15 protein-coding genes are annotated in these 15852 nt (G+C 57.7%); 2 read left to right on the top strand and 13 right to left on the bottom strand.

Annotation, left to right across the window (positions count from 1 at the left end; genetic code table 11):
• Nucleotides 1-21: 21 nt before the first annotated feature.
• Nucleotides 22-1059, bottom strand: coding sequence for a hypothetical protein (locus U9R25_14385; GenBank protein MEA3337094.1), 1038 nt, complete (start codon nt 1057-1059; stop codon nt 22-24).
• Nucleotides 1060-1580: 521 nt separating this feature from the next.
• On the opposite strand from U9R25_14385, the gene U9R25_14380 reads away from it, so the two are divergent.
• Nucleotides 1581-2279: a hypothetical protein gene (locus U9R25_14380; protein ID MEA3337093.1), complete on the top strand. Its 699-nt coding sequence runs from the start codon at nt 1581-1583 to the stop codon at nt 2277-2279.
• Between the two features lie 42 nt (nt 2280-2321).
• On the opposite strand, the gene U9R25_14375 is transcribed toward U9R25_14380, so the two are convergent.
• The 9 genes from U9R25_14375 to U9R25_14335 all read right to left on the bottom strand — a co-directional run bounded on the left by U9R25_14375 (nt 2322) and on the right by U9R25_14335 (nt 10756).
• Nucleotides 2322-3839: a LysM peptidoglycan-binding domain-containing protein gene (locus U9R25_14375; GenBank protein ID MEA3337092.1), complete on the bottom strand. Its 1518-nt coding sequence runs from the start codon at nt 3837-3839 to the stop codon at nt 2322-2324.
• Nucleotides 3836-4072 carry a hypothetical protein gene (locus tag U9R25_14370; GenBank protein ID MEA3337091.1) on the bottom strand — a complete coding sequence of 79 codons (237 nt, stop codon included), beginning with the start codon at nt 4070-4072 and terminating at the stop codon, nt 3836-3838. The genes U9R25_14375 and U9R25_14370 overlap by 4 nt, the downstream gene beginning before the upstream one ends.
• Nucleotide 4073: 1 nt before the next feature.
• Entirely contained in the window at nt 4074-4829 is a 756-nt protein-coding gene (locus tag U9R25_14365) for a VTT domain-containing protein (protein ID MEA3337090.1), read from the bottom strand.
• A gap of 71 nt (nt 4830-4900) precedes the next feature.
• A complete protein-coding gene (locus U9R25_14360) occupies nt 4901-5368 on the bottom strand; it encodes a universal stress protein (GenBank protein ID MEA3337089.1) in 468 nt (155 codons plus the stop codon).
• Between the two features lie 16 nt (nt 5369-5384).
• Nucleotides 5385-7118, bottom strand: coding sequence for an ArsB/NhaD family transporter (locus tag U9R25_14355; GenBank protein ID MEA3337088.1), 1734 nt, complete (start codon nt 7116-7118; stop codon nt 5385-5387).
• 3 nt (nt 7119-7121) lie between these two features.
• The gene (locus tag U9R25_14350; protein ID MEA3337087.1) at nt 7122-8198 is read right to left on the bottom strand and encodes a trypsin-like peptidase domain-containing protein; all 1077 of its coding nucleotides are present in this window, start codon (nt 8196-8198) and stop codon (nt 7122-7124) included.
• A gap of 61 nt (nt 8199-8259) precedes the next feature.
• Complete coding sequence (locus U9R25_14345; protein ID MEA3337086.1) at nt 8260-9717, bottom strand: hypothetical protein; 1458 nt, start codon at nt 9715-9717, stop codon at nt 8260-8262.
• A gap of 128 nt (nt 9718-9845) precedes the next feature.
• The gene (locus U9R25_14340) at nt 9846-10118 is read right to left on the bottom strand and encodes a hypothetical protein (protein ID MEA3337085.1); all 273 of its coding nucleotides are present in this window, start codon (nt 10116-10118) and stop codon (nt 9846-9848) included.
• A 134-nt stretch (nt 10119-10252) separates the two neighbouring features.
• Nucleotides 10253-10756: a CinA family protein gene (locus tag U9R25_14335; protein ID MEA3337084.1), complete on the bottom strand. Its 504-nt coding sequence runs from the start codon at nt 10754-10756 to the stop codon at nt 10253-10255.
• A gap of 431 nt (nt 10757-11187) precedes the next feature.
• Here U9R25_14335 and U9R25_14330 point away from each other — a divergent pair, with 431 nt between their 5' ends.
• Nucleotides 11188-11379, top strand: a complete 192-nt coding sequence (locus U9R25_14330; protein MEA3337083.1) for a Trm112 family protein — start codon at nt 11188-11190, stop codon at nt 11377-11379.
• A gap of 95 nt (nt 11380-11474) precedes the next feature.
• Here U9R25_14330 and U9R25_14325 read toward each other — a convergent pair whose 3' ends face one another.
• The 3 genes from U9R25_14325 to dnaK form a co-directional block, all read right to left on the bottom strand.
• Nucleotides 11475-12794, bottom strand: coding sequence for a trypsin-like peptidase domain-containing protein (locus U9R25_14325; GenBank protein ID MEA3337082.1), 1320 nt, complete (start codon nt 12792-12794; stop codon nt 11475-11477).
• Nucleotides 12795-12902: 108 nt separating this feature from the next.
• Nucleotides 12903-13580, bottom strand: a complete 678-nt coding sequence (locus U9R25_14320; GenBank protein ID MEA3337081.1) for a zinc metallopeptidase — start codon at nt 13578-13580, stop codon at nt 12903-12905.
• Nucleotides 13581-13860: 280 nt separating this feature from the next.
• Nucleotides 13861-15771 (bottom strand): molecular chaperone DnaK, encoded by a 1911-nt coding sequence (gene dnaK / locus U9R25_14315; protein ID MEA3337080.1) that lies wholly within the window; start codon nt 15769-15771, stop codon nt 13861-13863.
• Between the last annotated feature and the right edge of the window lie 81 nt (nt 15772-15852).

The raw sequence follows: 15852 nt of genomic DNA, 5'->3' as shown, positions 1-15852 counted from the left end.
CGATGTGTCACGGGGAGAGGATCAAGATACCATGGAACTGGTTGATGACCAGGCCATGTGCTCGACCAACAGCGCCTGGGCTCGCTCGATCAACTGGCGCTGGATTTCCCTGGCATCGCCATCAGGACTTAACTCCGCCGCGGTGATCGGCGACGCAAAGCTGATTCGGGGCGTCAGCAACAGGCTTCCCGGAAAGATTACCTGGTGCATTACCTGCAGGATTTCGGCCAGCTTGCGTTGTCTCCAGGTTTCTGGCTGGATCTTGACGATCGGGCTGGTGAGCCAGCGAGGCGACAACACGCCGCTGACGATGGTCACGACAACCTGGGTCTCGGGGACCCTGCGCAAGATAACACCGATGCTGGGGGACCAGTCCTCCAATGCCTCGTGGGCGCCCGGCAGCACGTCGGGATCCGGATCGACGATTCCGCTGGCGAAGGTGAGCAATGCCCCGCCCGATTTCAGATGGCGGATGGATTGGCGAACTCCCCTCATGCCATCGTGAGCCTCGCGGGTTACCTGGATCAGATGGGATTCGACGTGGGACATCTCGTCGAAAAAGGGCACGGTGCTGATTACAATGTGGAGATCCTCACGGGGCAGGCTGGCGGCGATCGATGGGCCATCGTAGGCGCCGGGATGATTGGTAATGATCATGACCGGTCCGGTCGGGGGTATCTTCTCGGCCCCGACGGCCTGGATATCACTGACGAACAGGCGCAACAGGCGCCCGAATGCCGCGCCAAGTCCTTCTGTACCCGTGTACCGGTCGAGACTGGTCAACATGCCGGCAAAGGAACGGGCTGCGGGAGAAAGCAGGGGGCCCAACACCTGATGCTGCCAACCGTCGATGGGAAATCCGAAGGCCTGGATGACCTCGTCGGTCATGCTGTCGACGATTCGTTGTGTGCGAATTTGGTCCTCGGAGGCCGGCGGCAAAACCTGCTCGATGCGTCGCCGCCGCCGCAGGATCCAGCGCCGGACCACCAAAACCAGGCCGGCCGACGCCGCGGCAAGCCCACCTAAAAGCAACCAGGGGTATCGATTCCCAGATTTCATCGTGTGTCCAGACTTCTATTTTCAGCAATTTGCAGACAGCCTGCCAAATTGACCTCGATCGACCGGATTTTCATTCTAACGGGCACCGCGATTTTGGTCAAATGGCTGTGGGCCGTCCCAGCAATTCTCAATATGCAAAGGCAAGGTAGGGGTTCGATCAATCGTCATGCTGAGCGGGAGAACAGGTCGCACTCTTCGCTTACGTGTCTCAGCGAAGCATCTCGCGGTGCTGTCTGGGTCGTCAGGTGCACCGGGATGAGAGCTTCGCTCGGTGGATAAGGTTGCTCACACGCTGGATTCCCGCAGTCATCCTCGCGGACGCGGGGAAGGCGGGAGTCCAGCGATCTGGCCAGGCCGAGGGTTGCCCACTCGTAAACGACGCAGATTCTGTCATGCTGTCCTTTCAACCGATTCGTATACACTACCCTGTCAATAGTGGGATATCCAAAACCGGGGAGGCGTGATATACTTCCCAAAATTTGGAGGACCAAATACCAATGAATTCTACATACTCCCAGGATATGATCCCGCTCAACCCGATCGCTGATCTCAGCTCACTCGACGCGACGGTCGCGCTTTCGGTAAATGGTTTCATAAATGGCAAGCGAGCACAGGGAACCTTGAATGGTCTGTTGGCAGTAAATGGCCAGAATAGCCGGATTACTGTGTCGGGCAGTCTGCTCGGAAGAATCGCTGCCAAGGTGGGTGGATCCCTGATAGGTCTATTTACGCCTTCCAAAGTTGATCTCTATAAGGTGTCTGAAGGCGCCTATATTGTCATCAACGGCTTCTTCCCCATCTGCGTCAAACCAGATATCCCGGACGCAACTGCGGTGCTGGATGAAATGAGTCCGGAAAGCCTGCTGACTATGCTGACGACCAGCGACGTGGCGCGCGGCAAATTGCTCGGCGAAGGAATGCTGAACAACCGACCTGTCAAGCACTATGTCATCAACGGGGAAACATTCCTTGCTGCAGCGAAAAAGAGCACCGATCCGCAACTAAGGAGCTTTGGCGAAGGATTGTGGTCAGCGAGAGATGCTGACCTGTATATCGACGCAGAAGGCGGCTATCCGCTAGCTTTTCGCGGCAGCTACAGCGGCGCTTACGAGCCCCTCAAGTTCAAGGGGGACTTCGACGTGCAGATAGAATTGACTGCTGTCAACACCGAAACACCGGTGGAACTGCCTGCCTCGTGCAACGATCCGATCTCGATGTAAAAAGAACGGCCGTGATGCATGCCATCCTAGACATCTTCGTCATTACTCTTCCGGAACAACCGGGCAGATGAGTTCTGCCGAAAGCGCGGGGTTGGCGTAGCCAAAATTGGCCAACGGCTGCCAGACGTCCGGATGTTTTCTGGCGTAGGCGGTGATTGCTGCACAGGCTGCCGTGTCATCCCCAGTCATCTCGTAGGCCAGCCACCAAATGGAAGCCAATTGGCTGTAGTTGCTTTCCGGATAGCGTTGGTGCAGTTCGGTGACTACCTGGGCTGCCAAATCCATCTGACCGGCGTAGGCGTGCGCTGCTGCCAGTCGATAAAGGCCGAATGCGCGCAGAACTTCTACCTCTCGCGGCCAGATCCAGCAGGCCACCAGAGCAGGATCGTCGACGGCGGTGCGGTAGGAGGCAATCGCTTTCTCGAAGTTGTCCGCCCACCCGCCCCAAAGCCAGTCGTTAGCATCTCGAATGTGATGATAAAGGCAATAGGAATCGCTGTATTCCCGGCCCGTCAGGATGTATGGATCGCCCGCCAGTGATGCCCATGTGTTGGTTACGGCCCGCTGGGGCCCGGCCCACAGCGAATCGATGATGCCACCCGTCAGGATCAATTCCTGGCCCGTACCATCTTCTCCGACATCCTGAAAGGCCACAGTGGCCTCAGCCATGGTAGTGCCGTCGCCGATCCATTCCTGGAATTCGCCATCGACGAAGGAAAGCAGGTGAACCGTGGTGAAACAGGCCTCAGCACTGCAAGTTGTATCGCTCCAGGACAGGTTGTCATGTCCGTCCTGATTGATGTCCCCAACCTGCTGCAATGTCAGGCCGGCGGCCACGCCGGATTGAAAGATCGCCCGCCAACCCGTTTCATCGGCGCCAAGAACGGCCAATACGCCCACTGGCGAGCCATTCCCCGTGGTCGGATCGACACCGATAACTACGACTTCAGGCGTTTCGTTGCCGCGCAGGGGCGCCGCCTCGACGGTGCCCGTGTCCGCAGTGATGGCGCCGCATTGAACCAGAAAGCTGCGAAGAATCTCCAGCACACCACCCGATTTGGTCAACACCTTTGCCGACACAGCCGGGAGATCCTCCAGCGATTCGGGACAGACCACGTCAGTCAGGTTGATGGCTGACGCAGGTATCCAGATTTTGTCCCCGGGACGCAGCACATGGCTGGGACGAACCATGTTGGGGTTTGCCGATTGCAGTGCCCATACGCTGACACCATAGCGCGCCGCCAGAACCGACCATGAGTCTCCCCGGCGAACTGTGATCCAGATGCCGCTGGATTCTCCGTCCCGTCTGGGAATGCACAGTTGCTGGCCCACGAATAGCCATCCTTGAGGGTGACCTGCGGCTACAGGGTTACTCTCCTTCAGTTCAGTCACCGTGTGACCGGCGCGTTCGGCGATGCGGGACCAGGAATCGCCGAGCTGAACGACGTACCATTCACCGTCGCAGGTTTCCTGATGAAGATCACTACCCTCGGCGGTGAAAACACCGGGAAAAACCAGGGAAATGAGGACCAGAAGCAAACCGGCAACGGTTTTCATCATACTACACGTGTTTCGGACAGTTCTGCCAGCATTGCCAGGAACTGGCCAACCCCCTCCAGGCTATTGCCGGAAGGACCCAGGTTGCCCTCCAGTGTCCAGACCAGTGCTGCGAGGACTATCAACGCGGATAAGATGATGCAGAGCAACAAAAAACAGCCAAGTCCGCCCGCGGTGATCAGCAATACCTTGTTTTCCTGTTCTGCCGCTGCTCTGTGATCAATCGTTGGTTGCATGTTATTCTGTCGTTTTCCCAGGCGTTTGGGGCGCCTCCAATTGGGCCACTGCCTCCTCAATGGGAGCCTTTGAGGCTTGTTTCAATACCCGGTCCAGAACCGTCCGGTCCACCCATTGTTCGATACGATCCTGGTAGCGAACGGCGATCAGGGCAACGAGCACCATCAGTACGACTGAGCCCAGGACCCATGGCGAACGCCAGTCGATGACACCGGCTCCTATGGCCGTAGAAATGAGTACCGACGGTGCTCGAACCAATACTGCGACACCGATGATTTTCCAAATTGGGAGCGTTGTCAGCCCGGCGATGAAAAAGGGTATATCGCCGAAGATGCCAAGCATGAGGATAACCCAAACTGTCAGCGAATCCAGGTGGGTTACCTCTTCCCAGCGCATTGTCCGCTTCTCGCCCACCAGCTTGTATACCAACGGCCGGCCAAATACCCGTGCCAGACTCATGGCCAGGATTCCTCCCAAGGCCATACCGATAATGCTGTAAATCGTTCCAGGCAACCATCCAAAGAGATACCCGGCGATCACCTGCATCACATTGCCAGGGATGGGAGCGATCACCACCTGAAGGGCATTCAGAAATATCAAGCCCATTGGCCCCAATGGGCCCAGATCGGCCAACCAGTCGCGAATGCGCTCCTGGTCGCTGACCAGTTCGATGATCGGTTCGTGATACTGGACGCTCAGATAGATCAAAACCCCGAGGACGATAACCAGTAAAACCCGTTTTAGCCACAGTTGCATAACTTGATTATATGCCAGGTATCAGACGCTGTCGAGTAGCCTCCGGCCGCAATCCCGCTGGGAACCCACTGCTAGTCGGGGCCGGTGGCCGACAGGTGGATATCGTCAGGGCCGACCAGGATCACGCGAACGCCGATTTCGGCCTCCAGCAAGGCCGAAAACTGCACGAGGCTGTCGGAGTCAAAAACATCTGCCGTTTTCTCCCGTGCTGGACGTCCGACCACGACCGTGTCGGCCCCCGATTCGTTGACGAAATGACGGATCCCCTCTCTCACCGTGCCCTCTTCGATGGCGAAATCCGCCTCGACACCCAGGCTGGCCGCCTCCGCCTGCAGCTTGAGCATGATGAATTCGCCCATCTCCCGCAACTGCTGGTGAATTATGCTGGAACTGGCAAGGATCGCGTGTCCCAGAAAGTCGCAGTCGACAATGTAGAGAAAGGTCAGACGAGCATCGTTTTCCTGTGCCAGACTGATAGACAATTCGATTGCCGGGCGGCTACCCGGCCCCCCGCGAGCTGCGCAGACTATGTGTTCCATAGGAAGTCTCGCCCTTCTAGAAGCGAATGAGCAGCCAGACAGTGCCGGCCGCTGCTGTTACGATCATTGCAGGGAAACCACGGCGCAAAAAAGTACCGTAGGTGATTGGGAACCCCGCTCGTTCGCTGATGCCAGCCGTTACCAGGTTGGCCGAGGCGCCGATCAAGGTGCCGTTTCCACCAAAGGCCGCACCGACCGATAGCGCATAAAACAGGGCTTTGCTTTCGGCGGCGCCGGGGATCTGGGAGCTCAGGTAGCCCACCACGGGCAGCATGGCAGCCGCAAACGGAATGTTGTCGATCAGCCCTGAAATGATGGCGCCCAGCCAGACAATGAGGATCATTGCCAGGGTCAGATTCGTTCCCACCAGATCGCCGATCAACTCAGCAATGCCGCCGATCAAACCCACCTCCTCGATCGCGCCCACCATGATGAACAACATCATGAAAAAGACCAGGGTGGTCCAATCCACTGCTTCGATCATCTCTTCGATGTTGGGGCGGATCCAGATCAGCAGTGCCGTGGCACCGACGACGGCTGTCACTGCTGGTACCAGGTGGAGGGCCTCGCCGAATAGGAACATCAGCATCATGAAAGCGCCGATTATCAGGGCTTTGCGCAATGCCTCAGGCTGGCGAATTCGCGCATTTTCCTGAAGACGAGCCTGCAGTTCCGGTGTAAGCGTCGCGGTGGGTCCCTTGAGGTCTTTCCAATAGACGATCAGCACATAGAGGATCAGCACGGTCATGGCCATGATCACACCAGGTGTCAGGTTGATCATGAAGTCGGAAAATGAGATGTCGGCGTAGGAGCCGATCAAGATGTTGGTAGGCGTGCCAATCAGGGTGCTAATGCCTGCGACATTGGAGGCCCAGACCTGTGGCAACAGGAGGGGAAGTGGATTGAGATTCAGGCCCAGGGCGATCTGGATCGTGATCGGTGTCATGAGCAACATCGTGGTCACGTTGTCCAGCATTGCCGAAGCGATTCCGGTGAAGATCATCAGTATCAGTGCCAGGAGCCACGCTCGTCCCCGACTGATGCGATAGGCTTGATAGGCCACCCATTGAAAAATGCCGGTTCGTTCGATCACGGCAATGACGATCATCATACCCATGACCAGGAAGATCACCTCCCAGTCGATAAAATCCAACGCACGCTCGAAATTGAAGATGAAAAGGTCGGGGCTTAGCAGCCGGCCAAAATAGCTCACGAACAACACGGCAGCCACACCTGCCATGACTGCCAGAACATTGTGCAGGCGTTCTGTAGCGATAATCAGCAACACTGAGATGAAGATCAGGCCCGCGATCCAGAAGGCAGGCGTAATACGGCGCTGCAGACCACCTTCCTGGGCTGGCAGAACAAAGAACCCATCCATCTGTAGGTCGTCGACGTCCTCTGAGGTCAGGATGTATGTGACGGATCGGAAGTGAGGCCGTTCGATGGCGACGGTCGCACCCGCCAGTGATCTCAGATGTTCCTCACCGAAGATGAGTTCAAACTGGCCGTTTTTCTGGCTTTCCGCCTCCGCGATCGTTTCCTCTTCCCCGGGCAGCATAAGCTTGATCTCGGCCCCTTCGACCGGTTCACCCCGGGAATCCTGAAGGTCGCCATCGATGACGTATACCGGACCCCTGTCCTGCGCCGTTCCCAGCCGTGGAAGCAGGAGCAAGGTCACAATCGAGCCAATCAAAAGGCACAGCCACAGGATATTGCGGCGCTTCATATCCCAAAACTTCTTGGTCATCAGCTACATCGGCTCCTCGTCCAACTCGACCCTGATCTCCAGCCTTTCGGTCTGGCGCCAGAGTGTCAATGTTATCGTTTGCCCCACTTCAGTTTTTTCGTCCAGATAGGCTTCGAGGTCTTCCCAGCTTGTCAGAGGAATACCGTCGATATCGGTCAAAATGTCGCCGCCGATTAGAAGACGCCGCCTGCCAAAAATCACTTCATCGGTCGCTGTTTGAATGCCAGCCCGCACCGCTGGGCTGTTTCGAAAGATTTGGGCGATCAACAATCCCCGCTCTACCGGCAGCTTCAGTCCTTGTGCCAGTTCCGGAAACAACGGGTAGCCCAAACGCTCGATACCGAGCCACGGGTGGGGGTAGTTGCCATCGGCAATCAAACTTGGCGCGACCCGCTTGAGTTTGTTGACAGGAATCGCCAACCCTACTCCCGCTGAGGTCCCGCTGGGAGAAAAGATCGCAGTATTGATCCCGATCAACCGTCCGCTGCTGTCCAACAGGGGCCCGCCAGAGTTGCCCCGATTGATGGAGGCATCGGTCTGGATGACTCCCCGCAGTACCTGTTCCTCATCCAGAATCAAGGTACGGTTGACAGCACTGATGACGCCAACCGTCAGGGTCCTTTCAAATTGGCCGAAGGGATTGCCGATTGCGATTGCGCGCTGCCCTACCTGAAGCTCGCCAGAATCTCCCAGAGGGATCGGCTCGACATCGGGCGGCAGTTGATCGATTTGAAGCACTGCCAGATCGTTGGGTGGATCAGTACCGATAATCTGTCCAGGCAGATCCATGCCCTCGTGAAAACTGACCATGATCTCACTGGCATTCTCGACCACATGGTAATTGGTGATAATGTGCCCATCCCTGTCGAAGACGAACCCTGAACCGGTGCCTTCCTGGGGATGGACGCCAAAGAAAAAGTCGGGCCGCAGGAGCTGGGCCGTGATGTGGACGACCGCAGGATTGACTTCCTGATAGACCTCGATGATCCGTCGCTCTGCCACATCCAGGTCGGATACCGGAGTGGGAGTCTGAATGATGATGATCGGCGTGGGGGTGGGTTCAGGTGCAGAAGTCGGCATCACTGCCGGCTCCTGGAGCACGCAGGATGACAGCACGAGGACAAGGCACCCCAGGAGCAGGCTACTGGTGAACGGACGAATGAATCTCATCGTGATCTGACTGAAACTCGGTTGGGTTGTCGGCTGTTTGCAGATCGGCAACGCTGATTGTCGTGGCCTGCATTGCCGGTTCAACTGTTGGGCTCTGCCCGGAGCGAGGCCTCTGGTCGAGCCCTTTTATGAGCACGGCCAGCGGGCCAAACACCAGGGTCGCTGCCAGGAAAGGCACCAAAAAGAGGGCCGTCATGCCAAGCAGTTGTGCCAGCATTTGACCTGGCCAATCCGATTGCATGCCTTCGGCGACCATAAGACCGGTAACGCCCTGCCCGGCAACGCCGAGATAACTGGCGACGCCAACGTCGTTCCACCCGCGACCGGTCAGGCCATCCGCCAGGAATCCGAGAGCAATCAATCCTGCCAGGCCACCTGTCAGATGAACCGGCAGGATTCCGGTATCATCTTCAACCCGCAGCACCTCACGGACAAGGTAGGTTAGCAGTGGCACCAGAAGGCCAACGACCGCACCGAGCACCAGCGCTGCCCATGGGGCCACAAATGGTCCGATCGCCGCACCAGCCACCGCTCCCGCCGCCAGCCCGCGCGCCGCCATCAGCGCATCGGAGCGATTTGCCACAAACCAGGTGTAGGCCAACGGTAACAATGCGCCGGCAAGGGCAACGAGGATCACGTTCACTGCGCCGCGGCTGGACCACAATGTGTTTTCGTTGAGCAAGGGATTTGCCCAGCTCCAGGCTACACTGCCGGCCAGCACAAGAAAGGCACCTACGGAAGCCAAAACGGGTAGTTGGACTGGGGGCAGGTTGACCCCTCTCGTCGGTTCGGCCGGCTTGCCAGCGCGCCGGTCAACCATGGTCAAGAGTCCGGCGAGGGCCACCGCGCCTCCGACGAGATGTACCGTGCCGGCGCCGGCGAAGTCGACAAAGCCATGTCCCAGGTTGGCCGTGTAACCCAGGTTGGCAAGCCAACCGCCACCCCATACCCAATTGGTGGCCAGGGGATAGAGCAGCCCGCCAACAAGAATGCCACCCAGCAAGGAACTGAGTACCGCAGTCCGGCCGCGCAGGGCGATCAGGGGGATCATGGTGGCGGTGGCCACCCAGGGGAGTTGGCTGAAAAAGAGATTGTAGGCATCCGGTGTGGCTGCAGCTTTAGCCAGGGCCCAGCCAGCGAGGCCCGCCGTGCCCCATTGAGGCCCCCACTCCGATCCCATCAGAGACCACTCCCAGACCAGCTCATCGAATCCGGCCACATCTGGCTGAATCAGGCCAATACCTCCGAACGCGATGGCGAACCCCGCGAGGAAAAAGGCCAGAACTCCCAGACTAATAGCGGCAATGGCCCCAAGGGCACTGCGCCATACACGCTGCGGAGCAGCGCCGGCGATGGCAATCAAGGCGAGTCCTGCAGGAACCAGCCAGGCCAGGCTTGCGGCCACGAGAGGCCAGAATGACCCCGTCATTTCACCCTGCTGGAATTGGGAGACCACTTATTCAAAACCCGAACCTCCATTCACTCTGTCATTGACCGAAAAACACGTGGGTATGATACCAGAGAGGGGATGAATCACCAAAGTCCTCTTAAACAAGCTTATGTCATCACAGAACGCCACCAGGCCCGGCGCAGGCGCCATTGCTGGCTGTCCATATTCCAGCGCAGCTCCACTGTGTCGCCGCTGGCGGTCTGGGCCAGAAAGCATTGCCAGTGAGTGCCCTGCTCTTCCTCGGTCCAGCGGCGTCCCAGCCCTGTCACGTAGCGGGTTTGTCCTCTCCAGACAAAGGCGGTGGGGCGCACCCTGCCGTCGGGAAGAAACCGAGCCTGGGTCGTCACCGGTTCGTCGATGAATTGCTCTTGCGACATCATGGATCCTTTGTCGTTAAAACACATTGTGCGCTTGAGAAACTGTTTGAAAAGTCTTGTCCGTGCGCTTGTTGGGTCGCAGATGAACGCTGATCTGCGCTGATCAATCCAAAAAAGATCGGCGAAGGTCTGCGTAATCAGCGGTTTGGCTCGTCGTTTTGCCGCGCCTCCAGATAATCCAACAGTAACTGGAGCGCTTCCCGGGCTGAACTGAGCTTGTTTGCCCGGCGGTTACCCTTCCAGACTGCTTTTCTACCGATCTCTGCGTCGGGCGCCGACAGGTGCAGGAAGGTTAAGCCCAGGGGTTTGTCTTCCGTGCCGCCGCCCGGACCGGCGATTCCGGTGACACTTACAGCCAGGTCGGTCTCAAAGAGCCGGCGTGCGCCCAGAGCCATCTCGGCAGCACACTCGGGGCTAACGGCGCCCCGGGCATCCAAAGTTGCTGCGTGTACGCCCAGCAAGGTCATCTTCGCCTGGTTGCTGTAAACGATGGCTCCGCCCAGGAAAACCTCGGAACTGCCGGGCACATCGGTAATATGATCTCCAACAAGACCACCGGTACATGACTCAGCCAGTGCCAGCGATAATCCCTCTCTGTGTAGAAAATCAGCAATTCTGTTTGCTAACTGAAAGCTTTCCATAACGGATTCCGTCCTATGGGATTTGCACTCTGGTACCCTACTCCTTCAGGGCATGGAAACTGCATGATTCCGGTTGGCATTCTACGGCACTGGACAAGCCCGACAGCATGTGGTAGCATGAATATACAGCCACTTGCCTGCGGCGTGACCGTTACATGGTCAATCCTGTATTCGGCAGATCGTTTGGCACATGGCGTGGCAACACGAAAGCATTTGACTGGGCATCCATTCACAGGCCCGGCAGTCACTGAAGGAGCAGGATAATGATTAGATTACTCAAGATTTTCGCTGTCATGGCAGTGATCGGTGGCGCTGCCATCGTGGTTAAGAAGATTCTGGATCAACCGGACGATGCCCTTCCAGCCCCGATGGCCGATGAGTTGGACTCCGCCGATCTGCAGGCGTTCGATGAAAGCGAGTTGGGCGGCGAGGTGAGTCCGGAACTCCTGGACATCCTGGTGTGTCCCGAGGATAAAGGTCCTCTGGTGCTCTCCGAGGATGGAAAATGGCTCATCAATCCCCGCAACGGCTACCGCTACCCGATTCGGAAGGGCATCCCTGTGATGCTTATCGAAGAGGGTCGTAACTATCGGGACGTAAGCTTGATCGTGGAATCTGTTTAGGAAACTGATTCCGTTCCTCATTGATGCAAAAAAGAATGGCGAGGCTGGTCATGAAGGTCAGCCTCGCCGTTTGATTCCCGGTCCCGATAAAGGTGCTACCGGCCGGGGCGCACTCCTAATTCCACCGGTATCACGACCTGAGAGCCATCCGCCCGAAGTGTAGTCAACTGAACCACGTCACCTGGGGAAGCAAAGCGGAACAGGTAGATCAGCAAATCATCGAAGCGCTCGACGGGACGATCATTGATGCCAGTGATCAGGTCGCCGCCGGAGCGAAGGTGGACCGGTTCACCGCTCAACATATCGATACCGATGACAACATCGGTGTCGTTGTGGGCTCCCACCAGACCGGCCAGGTCTGCCGGGTAGCCATCAAGAGCTTCGGTGACATAAGCCCCCTTGACGTCGCGGGAAAAGCCCAGGGCATCCGACCATTCTGGTGAGTAAGTCTGACCGGAGACGCCAATGAAGGGGTGTTCGTAGGTGGTCCCGGCGGCCAGGGCCGGCACGACCCTTTCGGCGATATAGATTGGAATAGCGAAGCCTACCCCTGAATTCGCCCGGATGTCTCCTTCGGTGCGGATCTGCGCATTGATGCCAATGATCTGGCCCCGTGAATTCAGCAGCGGTCCACCGGAGTTGCCCGGATTAATAGGCGCATCGGTTTGAATTACCTCGGGAATGGTGTATCGCATGTTCAAAGAGCGAATGCTTCGACCAAGGCCACTGATGGTGCCCGAGGTCATGGAGCCCGCGAAGTCGAAGGGCGCGCCGATGGCAATTGCCCGATCGCCAACCTGTACGTCATCGATGTTGCCTCGCTCGACAGCCTGCAGATTGAAACCCTCGGGATTGATCTCGATCACCGCCAAATCACTGTTTGGATCGGCTCCCAACACCTGGCCTATGGTGACACGGTCGTCGAGAAAGACAATCTGAACGCCGTCAGCGCCGGTGACCACGTGGGCATTGGTCACGATCAACCCGGAAGCATCCCAGACGAAACCGGAGCCCTGGCCCTGGGGGAAAAGCTCGTCCTCGTCCATGCCGCCCAGCTGCCCATTGCCGAGACTGACGACCTTGACGACTGATGGATTCACCTTGCGATAGACTGCTCGAAGAATCTGTGATTCGACATCCGCACCGGGTTCCACCTCGATAATCACCGATGGGGCGTTAACTGCAGGCTCAACCGGCGTGTTGATGCTGGGCGTCGCTGCGGGCTGGTTCGTTTTTGCCGCCGGAGGGGTGGAAGTAGGAAGCCGGTTGATCTGGACCGGCGCTGGCGGCGCCGCGACCATGTTGTTGGCCATCTGGCCAACGGCTACGGCACCGACGGCGAGGCACAGGCAAAGAAAGATGGACCCTGCCAGGAGGGCAATAACGAGAACCGGGCCACGTTGGTTGGACTGCATGTACTAACTCCTCTAAACCTGGAAAAATAGCGAACGGACATTTGCTGAAAACATGTTCCAGGCAAATGTCCGTGCTGGTGCATCGACAATGATTTTCTCAGACCTCCTCTATCGCCTGCGACGGCCCAACAGGTAGACCAGAGTAAGCAGAGACTGGACGGCCATCGCCACATAGGTCAGGGAGGCTGCTTGCAGTACCGACTTGGCCCCTTTCATCTCTGCATTGTCCAGCAGGCCATAACTCTCCAGCATAGTGAGGCCACGACGGCTGGCGTTAAACTCGACCGGCAGCGTGATCAGGGCAAAAACGACTGTCAGCGAAAAGACAACAATGCCCAAATTGGACAGCGTGGTACTGGCAAACATCATTCCTGCAAAAAACAGGCCGTAGGCGATCATTGGACTGAGTCGCACCGCTGGCACGATAGCGCCGCGCAACTTCAACGGCATGTAACCAGTCTTGTCCTGCATGGCGTGGCCAAGCTCATGGGCCACAATGGCAACCGATGCCACCGAAGCTTGATTGGCGACGCCGGGCGACAGCCGCAGCGTTTTACTCCTGGGATCGTAATGATCCGAAAGTTCTCCCGGAGTGCCTTCCACATCCAGGTGAAGGCCCTGGGCCGCCATCAGCTGGTTGGCGGCCTGCAAACCGGTGATTCCTTTTGCATTGGGGACCTGCAGGTACTTTTTGTAGGTTGATTTTACCTTGGACTGCGCCCACAGGGCCAGGAGAAACGCCGGTATCAACATCAAAAAATATACCGGATCAAAAAAGAACATCATTTACCTCTTCTCTACGCAATAGCTGATCTTGCGATCAATCATCTTCAACCATTATATCATAGCAAAACTGCTCCCGCCAGACATTATCCTTACGTTTGGGCGACATGAACAGTTGCGTAACTGACAAATCGAGTCTGCCGGGATGCTTCAGTGTGGACTAAAAACGGGGCCGCGGCTCGTTTCCCGATACTACTCGACAGGAAAACGACCCACAGCCCCGAAACTCGATGTTCATCCTGCCGGGACGATCATCGACCGTCCCGGCAGGTATCAATTCAGTTTAGACCGAGCGGAACTCACCTTCGACAACGTCGTCCGATTCAGGCTGGCCATTGTTCGCATGGCTGTTGTGTCCGTTCGTCCCGTTGGCGGCTGCGCCGTTAGCGGCCTCGGGAGTGGCATACAACTGCTCGCTCAGCCGGTAGCTGGCTTGCTGAAGCTGCTCCATCGCGCTGCGGATTGCCGTCACGTCTTCGCCGTCCAGACTCTGGCGCAAGTTACCGACCAACTGTTCCAGCGCCTGGCGATCCGCGCTATCGACCTTGTCTCCCGCTTCTTGCAGGGTTCGCTCCACGCTGTAGGCGAGGCTGTCACCCTCGTTGCGGGCCTGGATCAGGTCGCGGCGCCGGTCATCGGCAGCCTTGTTGATCTCGGCTTCCCGGACCATGCGATCCACCTCGGCGCTGTCCAGGTTTGTGGACGCAGTGATAGTTACGCTTTGTTCCCGGCCGGTGGCCTTGTCCTGAGCGCTGACATGCAGAATGCCGTTGGCATCGATGTCGAAGGTCACTTCGATCTGCGGCAGGCCGCGGGGCGCAGGCGGGAGGCCCTCAAGGTTGAACTGGCCGAGGCTGGCGTTGTCAGACGCCATCGGGCGCTCGCCTTGCAGCACCTGAACGGTCACAGCCGTCTGGTTGTTTTCAGCGGTGCTGAAAGTCTGGCTCTTGCGCACTGGCACGGTAGTATTGCGCTCGATGATGGGCGTTGCCACCCCACCGAGGGTCTCGATACCCAGGGTCAATGGCGTTACGTCCAGGAGCAATATGTCCTTTACGTCACCCTGAAGGACTCCGCCCTGCAGGGCTGCTCCAACTGCGACTACCTCATCCGGGTTGACGCCCTTGTGGGGCTCCTTGCCTCCGGTAACCTCTCGAACCAGTTCCTGAACCATGGGCATCCGGCTCGAACCACCGACCAGGACCACCTCGTCGATCTCACTGGTCGACAGGTCGGCGTCGTTCAGCGCCGCCTCAAAGGGGGCGCGCAGCCTGGCGGTCAGTTCGTCGCTCAACTGCTCGAACTTGCTGCGGGTCAGCCGCATCTGAAGATGCTTGGGCCCACCGGCATCGGCGGTGATGAAGGGCAGGTTGACCTCGGTCTCCATAGTGCTGGAGAGCTCAATCTTGGCCTTTTCGCCCGCTTCCTTGAGCCGTTGCAGTGCCTGGCGATCGGCCTTTAGGTCGATGCCTTCCTGCGTCTTGAACTCGTCGGCGATCCAGTTCACGATCAACTGGTCGTAGTCATCGCCACCCAGGTGGGTGTCGCCCGCAGTGGCCTTAACCTCGACCACACCGTCGCCAACCTCCAGAACTGAGACATCGAAGGTACCGCCACCGAGGTCGAAGACCAGGATCGTCTGACTTTCTTTTTTGTCCAGTCCGTAGGCCAGGGCTGCGGCTGTGGGCTCGTTGATGATGCGCATGACTTCCAGGCCGGCAATCTTGCCAGCATCCTTGGTAGCCTGGCGCTGGCTGTCGTTGAAGTAGGCCGGAACCGTGATCACTGCTTGGGTGACCGGTTCACCCAGGTAAGCCTCGGCGTCGGCCTTGAGCTTGCCCAGGGTCATGGCGCTGATTTCCTGCGGCGAATAGGTTTTGTTTTTCAGTGGAATGTGAACCCGGGCGTCACCCGAGGGACCTTCCTTGATCTCAAACGATACAGGCTCATCAGCGACCTCATCGGCTCGTCGACCCATGAAGCGCTTGATGCTGGAAATGGTGTTTTCTGGATTCACCACGGCCTGGCGCCGGGCCGTCTGGCCCACCAACCGCTCGCCGTTCTTGGTGAATGCGACCACGGAGGGGGTCGTGCGACCGCCCTCGGCATTAGGGATAACTACCCCATCGCCGTTTTCGACGATGGCGACTACCGAGTTGGTTGTACCCAGATCGATACCAACAATCTTACTCATCTTTAAATACTCCTCTTAACTTCTTCCTATTTTTATCTGTTCGGATAATTTTTTGTTTTGCGGTGCAACTGGCGATCGATC

The organism is Chloroflexota bacterium (assembly GCA_034717495.1).
GTDB lineage: Bacteria > Chloroflexota > Anaerolineae > JAAEKA01 > JAAEKA01 > JAYELL01.
The sequence above is the reverse complement of the archived record's forward strand: the minus strand, read 5'-3'. Positions and strand labels throughout refer to the sequence as shown.